Source organism: Bacillus sp. BC08, from assembly GCF_054326875.1.
The window spans coordinates 399,180-416,773 of the sequence record NZ_JBTGPA010000037.1; the positions used below are offsets into that span (position 1 = coordinate 399,180).

Consider the following 17,594-nt stretch of genomic DNA (forward strand, 5'->3'; position numbering starts at 1 on the left):
AATTTTGAAAAAAGGTAAGTTCAAGTCAATGGAACTTACCTTTTTATTTATACCCAATATAAGGATATATCATAAAGACCAATTAAAATGAGTAATATCCCTGCTATAAGTTGAATGGTTTTTCCTATTTTTCGGCTCTTTTTAAGTAGTGTCCCATTTAATCCAAGGTAGGAGATGATGAACATTAATATAACGATAGGGAGAGCAGTCCCTATCGAAAAGAATGTCGGAAACAAGTAACCATAATTATATGAGAAAGATAAAGGAATTAGCGTTCCGAAAAATAGAACGAACATAGTCGGACAGAAAGCTAAGGAAAAGAAGAATCCAAGTAAAAATGAGCCAACCTCATTTTGTTTCCCTATAAATTTGATCGAGAAGAAATTTCGTCCTTTAATAATGCCTGCCAACATTAGCCCCATTAAAATTAATAAAGGTCCAATTATCTTTCGTAACCACGGGAAGTACAAAGTTAATATTTGCTGAATCTCTTTTCCTAAAAACCATACAAATAGTCCAAGAGTTGTAAAAGCTATTATTTTTCCTAAAATGAATAACAATATATGTTTCCATGCACGTCCCTTTTGTAAAAAAATATTTCCATAAAATGTAATAGCACTAACGTTTCCTGTTAATTGGCAAGGAGCAAAGGTTCCTACTACGCCTAATAAAAACGCAAATAATAGAGGTACTGATTTCGTAGCATTCGCGACATCCATTAAAGGAGACAAGAGTTGATAGCTACATTCACTAATTGTTGAAAACACGTTATATTCACCCTTCTAATTAAATTGGAATGTTCCCTCTTTCATAATCTGCTTCCACGTTTTACCCTCATCTGTAGAAAGGAACACATTAGCTGTCATTGTAGCAAATACCATTTCAGCTGAATTTTGAGGGTTTTGTGATATGTACATAATTGTATCTTTAGGATCTAAAGGTGGTATTTGTATACTCCTCTCTTCATTTGTAGCAATGGATTTCCTCGTTACGATTTGTTTATTGATAGGGGCGTAAATAACATCTTCATTACTTAATGTAACTGCTGTCGATTCAAGTGATGTAGAGAATAGTTCAAATGTATTTCCGTAATCTGTAGATAAATAAACACCGTCTTTAGCACTTACCGCGACTACACTTGGTTGGTCCGGATGTACGGAAAAGGAATGAATTGTACTTGAAAGACCTTTTAACTTACTATTTTTCCAATCTTGTCCGTTGTTCGTACTGAAATAAAAACCTTGTTGCAATTTGGAATTTGGACGCTCATTGTATAAATAAATTGCTTCCGTATTATATCCGACAGCAAGGTTATGAAAATCAGATTCTCCATAAAAAGCTAGCTTTTCGAGGGTATTACCGCCATCAGAACTTTTCATTAATCCTAAAGGGTTTTTTAAATTTGCACCTCGTTCAGGATGACCGCTGGCAAAGAACCCATTCTTCGTTGCTTGAAATCCCATAAAATCATGTAGCGCAGTTTTAGTTTCAAACCATTTGCCATCTTGATAAACTTTTATTCCGCTATGAGTGGCGATAGAAACCCCGGGCATATTTCCTGCATAGCCAATTCCATGAATGTGCTCGATTTTTCCAGATGTAATTTCTGTATAGAAGTTTTGCGGAATCGTATTTACTGTTTTTGTATGTTTTGGCTGAGATTGCACCGTTTCTTTCTTCACTGGTGCTGTTTCCGCATTGCTAGAACATCCTGAGATGATGAATAAAGAAGTAATTGCTAACCCTGTTGCTACATAATGTTTCAAAGTTGTAGCTCCTTTCCTATATATGAGATTTTAAGTATATGGAATAAATGTCAAGAAATTGTGGAGTAGTATGCATAATTTAGATTGGAAGGGGGACTAGTAATGAAAATTTTCCTTTCTCCATGAGTACTATCAATTGACGAAAAATTATAACAATAATAGAATGAATTGTATTGGGTGATTAGATTTGCAAGTATACATAGAACGCTAGGGGGATTATTATGAAATCAACATTTTTTGCTCAAAATAGAGAACGATTAGTAAACACATTACCAGATGAATCTATTACTATTTTATTCGCTGGACAAGCACCTCATATGTCAGCGGATGCACATTATAAATTTGTGCCGAATCGAAATTTTTACTATGTAACAGGAATTGATGAACCGAATGTTATTTTCATGTTGAAGAAGTTTGGAAATAGTGTAGAAGAAACACTTTTCATTGAAAAGTCAGATCCAGTAATGGAAAAATGGGTCGGTAAAACAGTTTCTAACGAAGAAGCGGAGAAAATTTCAGGTATAAAGAAAGTTGTATATTTAGATAGCTTTGAAAAGACAATGTCAAATATACTTTTTACAGAAAATGTGAAGCATCTATATTTAGATTTAGAGCGTCGTGAGTGGAATGGTACGGAGACAAAAACGCTAGCATTTGCTAAACATGTAAGAGAACAGTATCCACACGTTTTAATTGGTAATGTATATCCGAATATTTGTGAATTACGAGTGTTTAAAACAGAAGAAGAAATTGAAATCATTAAAGAAGCGATTGCTGTAACAAAAGAGGGCATTTACAACGTACTTAAGCATGCAAAAGCAGACATGATGGAATATGAATTAGAAGCTCAGTTTGATTTCACACTGAAATCATCTGGCATTAAGCATCATGCGTTCAATACAATTTTAGCAAGTGGAAAAAATGCTACAGTTCTTCATTATGAAGATAATGATGCACAAATTCAAAATGGTGATTTAGTACTACTAGATTTAGGCGCTCAAAAAGATTACTATAATGCTGATATTAGTTATACATTCCCGGCAAATGGAACATTCTCTAGTCGTCAAAAACAAATGTATAATATTGTATTAAAAACATTGAAAGAAACAACGAAACTCATCAAGCCAGGAGTAAAGTTTGCTGCATTAAATGAGCATACAAAAAAGGTACTAGCAGAAGAGTGTAAAGCAATTGGTTTAATTCAAGAAGACGAAGAGTTATCAAAATACTATTATCACGGTGTCAGCCATTTCCTTGGTTTAGATACGCATGATGTAGGAACATATAAAGAGAGAGTGTTAGAAGAAGGTATGGTTATAACAATTGAACCTGGTCTTTATATTGAAGAAGAATCAATCGGCATTCGTATTGAGGATGATATTCTTGTAACGAAAGACGGACATGAAAACTTGTCAAAAGATATCATTAGAGAAGTTGAAGAAATTGAAACGTTTATGAGAGAAAATAATGTGAATGTAAAAGAAAATGAAGTGGTTACAAAATAATCATTAGTAGAGGCGCTCAATTTCGGGCGTCTTTTTATTTGATCCATTGCACATCTCCATATTTTCTTGAAAATCATTTTTTATAATGATTTTGAAAAAGAAAAAGGAGGGGTTTTTCATGAAGCGATTTGTATTAACAGCAGTTACAGTCTCTGTTATATCTTTAATTGCTGCATGTTCAGCAACCACAAATACAACAAACGATCATAAAAATATGAATGATAAAAAAACACCACAGACTGAAACGGCTTCAAAACCATTGAAAGTTGAAAAAGGACCAGAAGTGACTTTAATAGCGAAAGAAGAAAAACAAAAATTAAGTAACGGTGTTATTGTTCCAGTTTGGACATTTAATGGCTCATCTCCTGGTCCAGAAATTCGGGTGAAAAAAGGCGAAAAGGTGAAAGTAACATTGAAAAATGAATTATCTGCCCCAGTATCTATTCATTGGCATGGATATCCTGTCCCAAATAATATGGATGGAATTCCAGGCGTGACCCAAGATGCGGTTGAATCAGGAAAAAGTTTCACCTATGAATTTGAGGCGAACGTAACAGGAACGTATTGGTATCATTCACATCAAGATTCTGTAAATCAATTAGATAGAGGTTTATATGGAGCGCTCATTGTAGAAGATACAAAGGGAAAATATGATAAAGATTACACATTAATATTAGATGAATGGATAACAGATAAAGAAGAGATTAATAATCAGTTAAAAGAAATGACAAAAGGGCAAACAGGTAATAAATCTAAGGGAAATGAAAATAAGAAAAAAAATGGTGATAGGAACGGCATGGATCATTCCGGTATGGACATGGGCAGTGATAAAAAAGACTCTAGTAATATGGCAGGAATGGACCATGGAAATATGAAGATGGAAGGTCATGATATGAGTATGTATGATTTATTCGCAATCAATGGTAAAAGCGGGGATTTAGTAGAACCATTAAAAGTGAATAAGGGAGATAAAGTTCGTCTTCGATTCGTTAATGCTGGTTATCTATCACATGATATACACGTTCACGGTCATGATATAAAAGTAATTGCGACAGATGGCCAACCAATAAATGATCCAAAAGTTATTAAGGATAAAGTAATTTCAATCGCACCGGGGGAACGTTATGATATTGAATTTGCTGCTAATAATCCTGGGAGATGGTATGTTGAAGACCATTCAGAAAATAAAGGTGCAAAAGGAATGAAAGCTGTTATTGAATATGAAGGTAGTAAAGAGATGAAAGACAAAGCAAACGAAAAAGAAAAACTACCGAAATTAGATATGACGACATATGGTGCTAAAAAATTAGGAAGTTTCACGTTAGATCAGCAGTATACTGCCACATATAATATGGACTTAAATACGCAAATGAATGGAAGTGAAATGGTATATACAATTAACGGAAAGGTATTTCCAGATATTGACCCAATTCCAGTGGAAAAGGGTGATTTAGTAAAAGTAAAATTAGTAAATCGCTCTAAAATAGACGATCATCCAATGCATTTACATGGTCACTTCTTCCAGGTGTTGAGTAAAGATGGAAAACCGATAGAAGGTTCTCCAATTGTGAAAGATACTTTGAACCTAAAACCAGGTGAAGAATATGAAGTGGCCTTTGTAGCAGATAATCCGGGTGATTGGATGTTCCACTGTCATGATTTACACCATGCTTCCACGGGGATGGTAACAGAAGTGAAATATACAGATTATAAATCTGATTATGTTCCAAACCCAAACATTCCTAATAAGCCAGAATAATATGAAGCAGTTATCCTATGGATAGCTGCTTATTCATTTTTGGTGCAAGAGTCAATGTATATGTTGATCATGCCCGGGTGAAGATGGGGGAGTATGATCTGGGAATGTCACGAATACGGCAACGATAATTACCACACTAATTGATAGTAATAACAAAAAACGCCTTTGGATAAAAGCAGAAAAGGTTTCTGATAAAAGTTGAATCATACATGACATAGTTATTGTTATCGTAAGTAAAAGGCTAATAAACAGTATACTATGAGCTTGTTGAGCGTTTAGCATTTCTGTAATCATTGCTCCCATCATACTGGCCATTAATCCAGAGAACATTCCTTCTAAAGCAGTAAATAGGTGAAACTGTAGACCGACTAAAAAACCGATAAAACCACTGATCAAAATCGCAAGCAAAGTAGAATATAGTAATTCCCCTTTAAAAAGAATACCTAAATAAAACCCGATACTTAAACCTGTACTCATGCTAAAAGACATAATAAATACCATATACTCCATTAGGGTACCCTTGCGATTAGACATATATGATGTAATAAGAATAGAGATACAACAAAGTGTTAAGGCAGTTAATGTGTAAGCGAACATTATGATACCTCCCTGTCCTATCGTTCATTTCATCATATGTTTATATGGAGAGTACTTATGCTTATTTATATCTGCATATTATCTGCACAATTTCATAATTGTAAGCAAGAAGGCTACTGATTTTTTAGGGCGTCTTTTTAATTATGAGCATGTGAATGTAAGAGTTAAATGAAGAGTTTCTATTGTGAAGCCATAAAGAATAAGCGTATAATATTATAGGTCTCCCATTTGCGAGACAAACCGCGAATGATAAATAAGATTGTTGTTTTATCATCGCCTCTAAACAGATAGACAATGAAAGTAACACTGGAATACAGATAGGGAGTTATAAAATGAAATTAATTATTGCCGAGAAACCAGATCAAGGTTTGGCTCTTGTTTCACAATTTAAATATCGCCGAAAAGATGGATATTTAGAAGTAGAAGCGAATGAGTTATTTCCAAATGGAGCGTACTGTACATGGGCAATTGGTCATTTGACGCAGTTATGTAATCCAGAGCATTATCATGCAGAGTGGAAAAAATGGTCACTTAATACGTTACCGATGATTCCAGAGCGTTTTCAATTTGAAGTAACAAAGTCGAAGTATAAGCAATTTAACGTTGTGAAACAGCTGTTACATAATCCACAGGTAACAGAAATTATTCACGCGGGCGATGCCGGGCGTGAAGGGGAATTGATTGTACGAAATATTATTAATCTTTGCAACGTGCAAAAGCCGATGAAACGTCTTTGGATTTCATCTTTAACGAAACAAGCTATATACCAGGGATTTAAAAATTTACTAGATGAAGCAGATACAATTAATACGTACTATGAGGCGTATACAAGGTCATGTGCGGATTGGGTCGTTGGTATGAATGCGTCACGTGTCTTTAGTATTTTGCTAAAGAAAAAAGGAATGAACGATGTATTTTCAGCTGGTCGTGTACAAACACCGACACTTGCATTAATCGTAAAGCGTGAAAAAGAAATAGAAAACTTTAAGTCAGAGCCGTTTTGGGAAGTGTTTGCAACCTTTAATATAGAAGGAAAGAAGTATGAGGGGAAATGGGAGAAGGATAGTGAATCCCGCTTACAAGACCCTGATATGGCAAATAAAATTGCGGCATTTTGCCAAGGTAAACCGGCTGTTGTAAAAGAAATGAAAACGGAGCGTAAAGAGTTTCAGCCGCCGTTTTTATTTAATTTATCAGCACTGCAAGCGACAGCTAATAAAGCTTTTAAATTCTCACCGAAAAAGACGCTTGATATAACACAAGCACTATATCAAAAAGGGATAGTTTCTTATCCGCGTTCGGATTCTAACTATGTTACACAAGGAGAAGCAGCGACGTTCCCTGATATTTTACAGAAGTTAAGTCAGTTTGATGAATATAAAGGATTATTGCCAGCACCAATTGAATCGATTATGAATAATAAGCGTTATGTGAATGAAAAAAAAGTTACAGATCACTACGCTATTATTCCGACAGAGCAAGTTACAAATCCAAGCAAACTATCAGGTGATGAAAAGAAAATTTACGATATGATCGTAAGAAGACTGATTGCGGCGCATTATGAAGTAGCAATCTTTGACTACACAACGATTACAACTCTTGTAGATGAACGTGCTGAATTCATTTCAAAAGGAAAACAGCAAATTCAAGAAGGTTGGCGCAAAGTAATTTTTCAAGATGATAAAGATGATGAAACAATTCTTCCAATTGTCGCAGAAGGTGAACAAGGGAAAGTTGTAAAGGTAAAAGTGAAAGAAGGAAAAACACAGCCACCGAAGCGTTATACAGAAGGACAACTTATTACGTTAATGAAAACGGCAGGTAAGTATTTAGAGAACGAAGAGCTTGAGAAAGTATTAAAGAAAACAGAAGGTTTAGGTACAGAGGCAACTCGCGCTGGAATTATTACGATGCTGAAAGACCGTAAATATATAGATGTGAAGAAGAACCAAGTGTATGCAACCGATAAAGGGAAAGTATTAATTACTGCAATCGGAGACAAAATACTAGCTTCACCAGAAATGACAGCGAAATGGGAGCAGCGCCTCGCGGAAATCGGTGAAGGTACAGCATCACCAGCTACATTTATGGAACAAACGAAAAAGCTATCAGCGAAAATTATTGAAGATGCAGTGGAAATGTCAGAGAAGTGGGATTTCACTGGATTACATGTTGAATCAATTGAGCGAAAAGGATCGAAATTTACAACAGGTAAAAAGGTAGGTAGTTGTAAAAAATGCGATGGCGATGTGATTGATAAGTCAACGTTTTACGGTTGTTCTAACTACAACACGACACAATGTGATTTTACCATCTCAAAGAAGATATTAAGTAAAACAATTTCGCAAAAGAATATGACAAAGCTCTTAAAAGGTGAAAAGACTGATTTAATTAAAGGTTTTACAAAGGGCGAGAAAACATTTGATGCGAAGCTAGAGTGGAAAGATAATAAAATTAATTTTGTGTTTGAGAATTAAGTGGTTTTAACAAATAACAGGTTAATTTTGAAAAAGCGTGACGATTTTATGTCATGCTTTTTTATTTTGTATGCAAACGATAAAAAATATTTGAAAAGATAGTATTTATATAGGATGTTTATATTATCTTTATCATTTTTTTATATAAAAGGAAAAAGTAATTAAGAGAAACTGAGAGTAGTTTATACAGATGTTTGTGGGAATATGCAATAAAAATATCGTATAAATTAATAAAATTTTATTGTAAAACGATAAATTTTATATTAAAATCAAAAACAGAATAAATAAGTGTGGTGCTTTTTATGGAAAAGGTAACAACTTTATTTTTTTAATTAGAGGAGGTATAAATATGGACATTAACAATTTGATTATTGAAAATATGGATAACCCTCATGAGTTGGAGAGAATGTATAGAAAAGACCCGAAAGCTTTTAAAAAGTCATTCTCACAAGCATGGGATGAAAATCCTGATTCTCAGGTTCTAGCTGCTTGGTATGAAAGGATGCATTTCAAGGAAACAGAAAATGTAGAAAAAATATCGCTATTTCAAAAAGGTTTCTTATTCATGGGCATGTTAGCTATTCTAGCTGGGCTAAGCACCAGAATCATTTTTCATTTTGTTGAGCAGGAAGCAATCGCTCCAATTAACTTGGCTTTTGGTGTAATTCCCTTTATTGCTGCTTATTTTATTTACAATAATACTCCGAAAAAAAGTATTATTTATTTCCTTGCAGCGTTGTTCTTAATTGCCGGGTTGTATCTTAATATGTTGCCATTAAATTATAAAGACAGCAGTATCCTTGCGTATTTACATCTTCCTATATTGTTATGGGTCTTATTGGGACTTGCGTTTACAGGAAATGAATATTCAAAAGGTAGTACAAGGTTAGCGTATATTAAATTTAATTTAGAATATGGTCTTCTCTACGCGAGCATGGCAGTGAGCGGGATGGTACTAGCAGTATTCACGATGAAGCTATTTAGCTTTGTTGACTTGGATATAGGAGAATTCTATTTTAGTAATGTTGTTTTATTTGGAGCTGCGTCTCTCGCTATAGTGGCTACATACTTAGTATCAATGAACCTTAAACTTGCTAAAAATATTACACCATATATAGCTAAAATTTTTAGTCCGCTTGTACTGATTACATTGTTGATCTATCTTATAACGGTTATATGGAGTGGGAAAAATCCATTCTTGGACCGCAATTTCCTAATGGCCTTCAACGGAATACTCCTTGGTGTATTGGCTGTTACCATATTTTCTATCGTTGAGAGTGACTCAGACGAGAAAAAGAGCATTTCAGATTATATAAATTTTGCCTTAATTGTTCTGGCACTTATTATTGACACTGTCGCTTTGTCAGCCATCGTATTCAGACTTTCTTCTTACGGGATTACACCTAATAGACTTGCTGTTTTAGGCGTAAACATACTGATTTGGGCAAATCTCATTTGGATTATGTTTTCCTATATGCGTTTTCTACAAAACAAATCAGGACCGACAGCTATCCAAGACGCCGTTACGAAGTATTTGCCAATCTACGGACTTTGGGCAGCGTTCGTCATATTTACTTTTCCTTTAATGTTTAATTAGAAAGGATTTGTTAATGTAACGACAAGCTAATTTCAATAACGTATAAAATCCTTAGAGCTGATAATTATCGTTACTTCTATAATTTCTCGACAATAAAAAAACGTCCTAAAGTAGGACGTTTTTTGTTATGTGTATTGCTTTTTTTTCTTAATAAGCAACAACACCTGTGAAACACAAGTAAGTACTGGCAGTTCAATCAACGGTCCAATAACGAGTGCAAGTGCAATAAGAGGTTCATCTGGAAAAGCTGTTACAGCAATAGCGAGTGCAACAGGCGAGTTTCTTGCTAATGTTGTTAAGCTTAAACTTACTGTATCTGTATAAGATAAACGCATCATGCGTCCGATAAATTGTCCGAGTACAAAATTAATGATGAAGAACAATAGAACAGGAATGAGTAATAGTAAAACGACATTCATATTTTGTAGTAAATATTTACCTTGTGATGCAAACATCGCTACGATAGCTAAACTTAAAAATACAATTTGAGCAGAGCTGAAAAACGGAATGAGTTTATTCTCGAGTGTTTCAGTTCTTTTCAGTTTATTCATAATGAATTTTGTAGCGTGTGCAAGTACAAATGGTAAGACGATTACGATAACAATACTTTCTACTAAAACCGAAACCGCTACAGTCTTCATGACACCAGCAAATAAAAATAAATAAATGGGAAGGAGTAGTACTTGCAATATTAAATTTACAGGCAAAATTGCAGTAGAAAGTGCTACATTTCCTTTTGCTATTTCAGTAAAGATTAAGTACCAATCTGTACATGGAGTAACCATTAACATAATAAATCCAACCCAAAGTGCTGGGTGATCTGAAAGAAATAGTGCACCTAATCCCCAAGCGAGTAAAGGTGTCCATACAAAATTAATAGTAAGGCTCGTTCCAGCGAATTTTAAATTGCGGAATCCATTTTTTATTTCTTTCAATGGAATGCTGAGGAATAATCCATACAGCATAAAAAATAAGGAGGGGACAATAAATTGCTCTGAATACATATGTATCAAATTAAATTGTCCGAGTACGATGCCGCATGTAACAGCAAAAAGAATAATAAAAGTTTGAATCTTTTCTATAGTGCTCATGAGTAAATCCTTTCTAAATATGAATTGCCCTCTCTACATCCATTATACAAATAATAAAGTTATAATGGGTGTTTTAATTGTATTGGATAGATTACCTTTAATCCGAGATAATATTTTTTATTTAAAGTTACTTGACTAAAGTAAGTGATGTGCGTTACAATCACTTACATAAGGTAATTAAATAACAAAAAGTTTTTCGGTATCTTTACTTAAGGTATCAATTGGAACTTTTTATTAGAATAAGAATTTTTATGATGATAAATAATGAATATGACAAGAAAGCTTAGGTGAAGAAAATGGGATTATTTAGCTCGTTATTTGGTAAAAAAGAAGAAAATACAAAAGTAGAGGGGAATAAAACAATGTCAAAAGTATTATTTGTAAAAGCAAACGATCGTCCAGCGGAGCAAGCAGTTAGTTCAAGAATGTATGAAACATTTGTAAGTGCTTATAAAGAAGCGAACCCAAATACAGAAATTACGGAGTTAGATTTATTTGCATTAGATCTTCCGTATTACGGAAATATCGCTATTTCAGGTGGATATAAACGTAGTCAAGGAATGGAGTTAACAGCAGAAGAAGAGAAGGCTGTAGCAACGGTAGATCAGTATTTAAATCAATTTTTAGAAGCTGATAAAGTTGTATTTGCGTTCCCGCTATGGAACTTCACAGTGCCAGCGCCATTAATTACGTATATTTCATATTTATCTCAAGCTGGAAAAACATTTAAATATACAGCAAATGGCCCAGAAGGTTTAGCTGGTGGTAAGAAAGTAGTTGTGTTAGGTGCGCGTGGTTCAGATTACTCTTCAGAACAAATGGCTCCTATGGAAATGGCAGTTAATTATGTAACAACTGTACTTGGATTCTGGGGAATTACAAATCCAGAGACGGTTGTAATTGAAGGACACAATCAATATCCAGATCGTTCACAACAAATTGTTGAAGAAGGTTTAGAGAACGTTAAAAAAGTAGCGGCGAAATTTTAATTGATAGTAAATGTAAAAAACCAACATGGATGACCATGTTGGTTTTTTAGTCTATTTCTATGTTAAAAAATGTATATTTATAAAATAAAAGAAAAGTTTGAAAATAGTATTGCAAAATATTATATGACAAACTATAATGAGTTCAAGAATAGTTGATAGTCGAATTTAATATTCAGAAAATTCAATTAGTTAAAAATGGAAATGAGATAAGGAAATTTGAATGGGGGTTATATTATGGCGAATAAAGTACCGTTTTCGTTCATAGTAGTTATTGGATTAATGTTATTTGCACTATTTTTTGGAGCAGGAAATTTAATATTCCCGGCAATGCTCGGTCAATCGGCAGGAGAGAATGTATGGATTGCTAATGCTGGATTTTTAGTAACGGGTGTCGGATTACCATTACTAGGTGTACTAGCATTTGGTTTTTCGGGTAAAGATGATTTACAGTCATTAGCAAGTCGTGCTCACCCAGTGTTCGGGATTGTGTTTACAACCGTTTTATACTTAGCGATTGGCCCGTTATTTGCAATACCAAGAACAGGAAATGTTTCTTATGAAATTGGTCTTAAACCGTTTATGCCAGAAGGATTAGGTTCTACACCTTTAATTCTTTTCACAATTGTATTCTTTAGTATCACTTGTTTTTTTTCGCTAAATCCTGCGAAAATTGTCGATATTGTTGGAAAAATCTTAACGCCAATTAAGTTAACTTTCATTGGTATTTTAGTAATCGTTGCTTTTATACATCCGATTGGAGATATGCAAGCACCAGTGGAAGCTTATACATCACATGCATTCTTTAAAGGGTTCCAAGAAGGATACTTAACAATGGACACGCTTGCATCATTCGTATTTGGAATCATCATCATTAATGCAATTAAAGAAAAAGGTGCGAAAACGAAAACACAGATTATGATCGTTTGTGCAAAAGCGACAATCATTGCAGCATCTATTTTAGCAATTATCTATACAGCTCTTTCTTATATGGGTGCTTCAAGTGTTGCAAAGCTTGGACATTTAGAGAATGGTGGAGAAGTATTAGCGAAAGTTTCTAACTACTATTTTGGATCATATGGTGGAGTATTATTAGGATTAATGATTACAGTAGCGTGTTTAACAACTAGTGTGGGACTTGTATCAGCATGTTCTTCATTCTTCCATAAGTTATTCCCAAATGTTCCTTACAAAGCGATTGCAATCACGCTATGTGTATTTAGTGCAATTGTTGCAAACGTAGGATTAACACAATTAATCGCAGTTTCTGTTCCAGTACTAACAGCAATTTATCCACTAGCAATCGTATTGATTTTTTTAACATTCTTCCATTCATTATTCAAAGGAAGAGCTGAAGTTTATCAAGTGAGCTTAATCGTAACATTTATCATCAGCTTATTCGATGGATTAAGTGCAGCTGGAGTTAACATTGAAGTAGTAAGCCGAGTGTTCACTATATTCCTTCCGATGCAAGAAGTAGGATTAGGATGGATCTTCCCAGCGATTATCGGTGGATTTATCGGATATGGTATTAGCGTTTTAAAAGCAAAAAATCAAGTTCAACCAGCTAGTACGAATAAGAAAATAAGTTAAATGAAAAAAGTTATAGAATTTGATTCTATAACTTTTTTTGTTACTATTGATTAGGATAAAAAAATAAAGTAGTAGGGGAAATAAAATGAAAAAAACAATTGATCATATCGGCATCGCAGTTCGAGATATAGATAGTACGATACGTTTTTATGAAAAGGTGTTATTAGGAACTTTAATAGATCGTTACGTAAGTGAAGCTCCTGGTGTGGAAAGCGAAGTAGCCATTCTTGAAGTGGATGGAGATAGAATTGAATTACTTGCACCGACGAATAATACGACATCTCCAATAGCTCGCTTTATTAAACAAAAAGGTAAAGGTGTTCATCACGTTGCATATCGTGTTGATGATTTAGATGTGGCCCTAGAAGAGCTAAAAGAACAAGGTATTCGAACGTTAGAGCATACACTTCGAATTAATAAGCACGGTAGAAGATTAATATATCTTAACCCAGCTGATACAGAGGGAACAATCATTGAGTATTGTGATTATCCAGAAGAGAAGTAAAGAAATTTTATGATGGAAGAAGGGTATTGCGTAATAACGTAATACCTTTTTTATTTATGTATTTCACACTTTCTTCACAAATGATTCACGATAACTTTTCTTCTTCAGGAACTTACATAAATATATTTTATGATATAATAACAATCGACTTTAAAAATGTAAGTTGTATTACTGAAGGTAGTTACTATTGTATTGGAAGTTAAGGGGTGAGAGAGAAATAAAGAGTTACACTGTATAGAAATTTATATTTAATCAGGTTAATATTTCGTCGGTAAATTGAACTTGGGAAGTTAAAGGAATGAAAATATAGTGATGTGGAAGAAAGAAGTGAATTGAGCGTGAAAGTAATGAGAAGGTTGGGGGTATGGCTATTAATTGCATGTGTGCTTATTATATCGATACCAAAAAGTGCATCTGCTCATGCGTACATTGTGAAATCAAACCCTGCTGAAAATGAAACGTTGAAGAAAGCACCAGCTGTTGTGAAAATTGAATTCGATGAGGATATACAAGTTTCTCATTTTAATACATTGTTTGTAAGAGATACATTAGGTACAAGAGTAGATTTAAAGGATGCTCATATTGATAAGAGAAATAAAAAAATATTAGAAGCAGGGTTAAAAGAAAATTTGAAAAATGGACTCTACTCTATTCAGTGGAAAGTGATTTCAGCTGACGGTCATCCCATTCAAGGAGTGATTCCGTTCCGAATTGGATCAGCAGAAGCGGGAGCGGACGATGTACAAGTAGAAGAGATGGGGTATGTCCCGCAAATAGATATGATTATGGAACGTGGAGTACTATATACAAGTTTCTCACTATTTATAGGAGTGCTATTCTTTAATCTTATTATGTATAAAGGGAATGCAGCCTCGGTTCGACTAAGAAGTAAAAAAATAATATGGATCTCATTAATTGGTATATTCATTAGTTTACTATTCAATCTACCATTGCAAGCGAAAATAAATGCTGATGTTTCATGGCTAGAAGCATTCGATCCTTTACTATTAAAAGAAACATTACAGCTCTCTGTTTTTAGTTACGTATGGCTCACTCAAATGGCTCTTATTAGTTTGCTTATCATCGTTACGTATTTTGCGCTGAAGTGTGAGAAGCTATCGTCGTTTAAAGTATGGAGCATTCCGATAGTATTGTTTATTGGGATACTTGTTATGAAAGCCTTTAATAGTCACGCATATGGTTTAAAGTTTAAAGAGATTGCGGTCGTTATGGATTTTCTGCATTTATTTGCAGCATCATTATGGATTGGTGGTCTATCATCCATTATTCTTCTTTTACGTAAAGAGGGTGACAAGTGGAGTATGTATTGGGATATGATTAAGCGTTTTTCGCCGTGGGCAACAGGTGCTGTCATCGTGATTTTAATAACAGGTCTTTTTAACAGTACATTCTTTATACCAACAATCCACTCGTTATTTGATACGAAGTATGGATTAGCTTTATTAGCGAAGATACTATTATTCATTTTCATGGGGATATTAGGAATTGTTCATTATGTGAAAGGAAAAATGAGAGCACAGCAAGGATTAGGCGCTACGGTGAAAGTAGAGTTTATCATTGGAATAATCATTTTCGTCATCGTAGCTTTTATGACAAACGTACAAACACCGCCGATGCCACCTACTGGACCTTTTACAGAGAGTAAACAATTAGATAATGGATATGAACTTACTTTACATGTAAGTCCTAATAAAGTAGGACAAAATACATTCCATATTACTTTAAAGGATGAGAACGGACAACCTGTTACTGATATGGAGCAAATTATTTTAACTACACAATCATTGGATATGAACATGGGAAAAGGTTCATTTAAAGTTTCGGCCGTGTCACCAGGAGAATATGAAGCGGAAGGTATGTATATTAACATGACAGGAAACTGGAATATACAAGTACACGGATTAACAAAATCTCTTGATAGCTTTGATACGGATTATAAATTTATTGTAGGCGGCAGATAAAGTGAAATTTTAATCGGCCCTCATCAATCGGGCTGCCCGGCGAATAGCGGGATAAAGAGAAGGTATAAATAAAAAGGAGTTAATAGAAAATGAAACGTATAAAAAAATTTGGCACAACAATGATCGCAACAATTATTGCACTGGGCATTTTTTCGTTACCTGTTAGTGCACACGTCACTGTGAAACCAGCGACTTCGGACGTTAATTCTTGGGAGACTTACACGATAAAAGTACCGGTTGAAAAGAATGTAGCAACGACAAAAGTTACACTGAAAATACCGTCTGGAGTGGAGTTTCAACAGTATGAACCCGTGCCAGGATGGAAAGTGGAAGAGCAGAAAGACAATGCTGGAAAAGTTAAAACTGTAGTGTGGGAAGCAACGGGAGAAGGGATTTTACCCGGCCAGTTCCAGCGATTTACTTTCGTCGCTAAAAATCCGGATAAAGAACAAAAAATCGCTTGGGATGCATATCAACAATATAAAGATGGAGAAATTGTTGAATGGACAGGCGATGAGAAAGCTGAAAAACCACATTCACTTACTGCAATTGCAAAAGGTACGTCATTAACAGGAGAACATGGTGAAGTGTCTAATGTAGAAAAGAATGAAAGCACTAATAATATGCAAGTGATAGCAATTGTCTTATCTATTTTAGCGATTGTATCTTCGGTAGGGATGTGTGTTTTTGTAGTACGTCGTAAAAAATAAATATGAGAAAGAGCCTACAAACAGTAGGCTCTTTCTCATATTTATTTCACTTCAACCTGCTGCGTTACAGCAAGTGTTTTCGGCTTTATATTTACGAAACAAATACTCACCACAATAAATAATAGTCCGATGAATAAGCTAATAGTAATGGCCTCATGTAAGAAAATTGAACTTACAATAATAGCGATTAGTGGAATAAGAAATGTATAAGCCCCAACTTTACTTGCTTCACCAGCTCCAACAAGAGTAAAGTATGCAAGCCATCCCATTGCAATAACAAAGAATGAAATAAAAAGTAGTACGCTAACAAATGGTATACTCCAAGCGATGCTAGACCAGCTTTCAAACTCTGAGCCAAATCCAATTAAGCAAAGCCCACCAATAATAAGCTGAAGTGTTACCATCCAAATAGCATTCACGCGGTGCCCAGTTTTCTTAATAAATACTGTACCTAGTGCCCAGCCAATCGCGCATCCTATCGCGAGAAGGATTCCGATAATAGAGATATGTCCAGTTAAACTACTAGAGCTAATCACACCTACGCCAATAAATCCAAGAACAAGCCCGAAAATTTTTAAGCCGTACATAGATTCTTCAAGCCAAATCCATGAGAAAATGCCGAGTAAAACTGGTTGTAGAAATACGATGGCGGAAAATAGCCCAGCAGGCATATATTGAAGGCCGACAGTTTGTAATCCGTAAAATATAATGATGTTAAGTAAAGAAGAAATAACGTATAAATGCCAAGTTTCTTTTAAGTGTAACTCTTTGTATTTCGGTAATGCGAAAAGGAGTAAAATGAATCCTCCAATTAAAGTTCGAACGCCTGCAAATAAAACGGGTGGTGTATAATGCAGGGCAAACTTAGATAAAGGCCAATTGATTCCCCACATGAAAACGAGAAAGGTAAGGATTATGGCCGTCTTAGTTCGAGAAAGCTGTGTCACAGTAAGACCTCCTTGTTGTTATTCATTTCACTATGATATGATATCGACAGTAATAAATAAAATGAATCTTTTTTATAAG

At 34.6% G+C, this 17,594-nt stretch carries 14 protein-coding genes; 9 read left to right on the plus strand and 5 right to left on the minus strand.

What is annotated here, in order from left to right:
• Positions 1–47: 47 nt before the first annotated feature.
• The gene (locus ACXVYO_RS25655) at positions 48–767 is read right to left on the minus strand and encodes an urease accessory protein UreH domain-containing protein (RefSeq protein WP_458468971.1); all 720 of its coding nucleotides are present in this window, start codon (positions 765–767) and stop codon (positions 48–50) included.
• Positions 768–782: 15 nt separating this feature from the next.
• Complete coding sequence (locus tag ACXVYO_RS25660) at positions 783–1,766, minus strand: F510_1955 family glycosylhydrolase (protein WP_458468973.1); 984 nt, start codon at positions 1,764–1,766, stop codon at positions 783–785.
• Positions 1,767–1,987: 221 nt separating this feature from the next.
• Here ACXVYO_RS25660 and ACXVYO_RS25665 point away from each other — a divergent pair, with 221 nt between their 5' ends.
• Both ACXVYO_RS25665 and ACXVYO_RS25670 read left to right on the plus strand, forming a co-directional pair.
• Positions 1,988–3,271, plus strand: a complete 1,284-nt coding sequence (locus ACXVYO_RS25665; protein ID WP_458468975.1) for an aminopeptidase P family protein — start codon at positions 1,988–1,990, stop codon at positions 3,269–3,271.
• Positions 3,272–3,389: 118 nt separating this feature from the next.
• On the plus strand, positions 3,390–5,030 hold the full coding sequence (locus ACXVYO_RS25670; RefSeq protein WP_458468977.1) for a multicopper oxidase family protein: 1,641 nt from the start codon (positions 3,390–3,392) through the stop codon (positions 5,028–5,030).
• Between the two features lie 51 nt (positions 5,031–5,081).
• Here the strand turns inward: ACXVYO_RS25670 and ACXVYO_RS25675 are convergent, their stop codons facing one another.
• On the minus strand, positions 5,082–5,627 hold the full coding sequence (locus ACXVYO_RS25675) for a hypothetical protein (RefSeq protein ID WP_458468979.1): 546 nt from the start codon (positions 5,625–5,627) through the stop codon (positions 5,082–5,084).
• Between the two features lie 332 nt (positions 5,628–5,959).
• Between ACXVYO_RS25675 and topB the strand changes: the two genes are divergently transcribed.
• The gene (gene topB, locus ACXVYO_RS25680; protein WP_063260205.1) at positions 5,960–8,104 is read left to right on the plus strand and encodes a DNA topoisomerase III; all 2,145 of its coding nucleotides are present in this window, start codon (positions 5,960–5,962) and stop codon (positions 8,102–8,104) included.
• 349 nt (positions 8,105–8,453) lie between these two features.
• Positions 8,454–9,701 carry a DUF4153 domain-containing protein gene (locus ACXVYO_RS25685; RefSeq protein ID WP_458468980.1) on the plus strand — a complete coding sequence of 416 codons (1,248 nt, stop codon included), beginning with the start codon at positions 8,454–8,456 and terminating at the stop codon, positions 9,699–9,701.
• A 125-nt stretch (positions 9,702–9,826) separates the two neighbouring features.
• Here ACXVYO_RS25685 and ACXVYO_RS25690 read toward each other — a convergent pair whose 3' ends face one another.
• Positions 9,827–10,792 carry an arsenic resistance protein gene (locus tag ACXVYO_RS25690; RefSeq protein ID WP_458468982.1) on the minus strand — a complete coding sequence of 322 codons (966 nt, stop codon included), beginning with the start codon at positions 10,790–10,792 and terminating at the stop codon, positions 9,827–9,829.
• Between the two features lie 296 nt (positions 10,793–11,088).
• Between ACXVYO_RS25690 and ACXVYO_RS25695 the strand changes: the two genes are divergently transcribed.
• The 5 genes from ACXVYO_RS25695 to ACXVYO_RS25715 all read left to right on the plus strand — a co-directional run bounded on the left by ACXVYO_RS25695 (position 11,089) and on the right by ACXVYO_RS25715 (position 16,568).
• Positions 11,089–11,781 carry an FMN-dependent NADH-azoreductase gene (locus ACXVYO_RS25695; RefSeq protein ID WP_061676831.1) on the plus strand — a complete coding sequence of 231 codons (693 nt, stop codon included), beginning with the start codon at positions 11,089–11,091 and terminating at the stop codon, positions 11,779–11,781.
• A gap of 234 nt (positions 11,782–12,015) precedes the next feature.
• Complete coding sequence (gene brnQ / locus ACXVYO_RS25700; protein ID WP_458468984.1) at positions 12,016–13,371, plus strand: branched-chain amino acid transport system II carrier protein; 1,356 nt, start codon at positions 12,016–12,018, stop codon at positions 13,369–13,371.
• An 85-nt stretch (positions 13,372–13,456) separates the two neighbouring features.
• On the plus strand, positions 13,457–13,876 hold the full coding sequence (locus ACXVYO_RS25705; RefSeq protein ID WP_000750833.1) for a VOC family protein: 420 nt from the start codon (positions 13,457–13,459) through the stop codon (positions 13,874–13,876).
• A 332-nt stretch (positions 13,877–14,208) separates the two neighbouring features.
• Positions 14,209–15,858 carry a copper resistance CopC/CopD family protein gene (locus ACXVYO_RS25710; protein WP_458468985.1) on the plus strand — a complete coding sequence of 550 codons (1,650 nt, stop codon included), beginning with the start codon at positions 14,209–14,211 and terminating at the stop codon, positions 15,856–15,858.
• 89 nt (positions 15,859–15,947) lie between these two features.
• Positions 15,948–16,568: a YcnI family copper-binding membrane protein gene (locus ACXVYO_RS25715; RefSeq protein ID WP_458468987.1), complete on the plus strand. Its 621-nt coding sequence runs from the start codon at positions 15,948–15,950 to the stop codon at positions 16,566–16,568.
• Between the two features lie 41 nt (positions 16,569–16,609).
• On the opposite strand, the gene ACXVYO_RS25720 is transcribed toward ACXVYO_RS25715, so the two are convergent.
• Positions 16,610–17,515: a DMT family transporter gene (locus ACXVYO_RS25720; protein WP_458468989.1), complete on the minus strand. Its 906-nt coding sequence runs from the start codon at positions 17,513–17,515 to the stop codon at positions 16,610–16,612.
• Between the last annotated feature and the right edge of the window lie 79 nt (positions 17,516–17,594).

Bases quoted from the DNA above. Each gene is read 5' to 3' on its own strand.
- ACXVYO_RS25665 (WP_458468975.1), top strand. From the start codon at position 1,988: ATGAAATCAACATTTTTTGCTCAAAATAGAGAACGATTAGTAAACACA.
- ACXVYO_RS25670 (WP_458468977.1), top strand. From the start codon at position 3,390: ATGAAGCGATTTGTATTAACAGCAGTTACAGTCTCTGTTATATCTTTA.
- ACXVYO_RS25675 (WP_458468979.1), bottom strand. From the start codon at position 5,627: ATGTTCGCTTACACATTAACTGCCTTAACACTTTGTTGTATCTCTATT.
- topB (WP_063260205.1), top strand. From the start codon at position 5,960: ATGAAATTAATTATTGCCGAGAAACCAGATCAAGGTTTGGCTCTTGTT.
- ACXVYO_RS25685 (WP_458468980.1), top strand. From the start codon at position 8,454: ATGGACATTAACAATTTGATTATTGAAAATATGGATAACCCTCATGAG.
- ACXVYO_RS25690 (WP_458468982.1), bottom strand. From the start codon at position 10,792: ATGAGCACTATAGAAAAGATTCAAACTTTTATTATTCTTTTTGCTGTT.
- ACXVYO_RS25695 (WP_061676831.1), top strand. From the start codon at position 11,089: ATGGGATTATTTAGCTCGTTATTTGGTAAAAAAGAAGAAAATACAAAA.
- brnQ (WP_458468984.1), top strand. From the start codon at position 12,016: ATGGCGAATAAAGTACCGTTTTCGTTCATAGTAGTTATTGGATTAATG.
- ACXVYO_RS25705 (WP_000750833.1), top strand. From the start codon at position 13,457: ATGAAAAAAACAATTGATCATATCGGCATCGCAGTTCGAGATATAGAT.
- ACXVYO_RS25715 (WP_458468987.1), top strand. From the start codon at position 15,948: ATGAAACGTATAAAAAAATTTGGCACAACAATGATCGCAACAATTATT.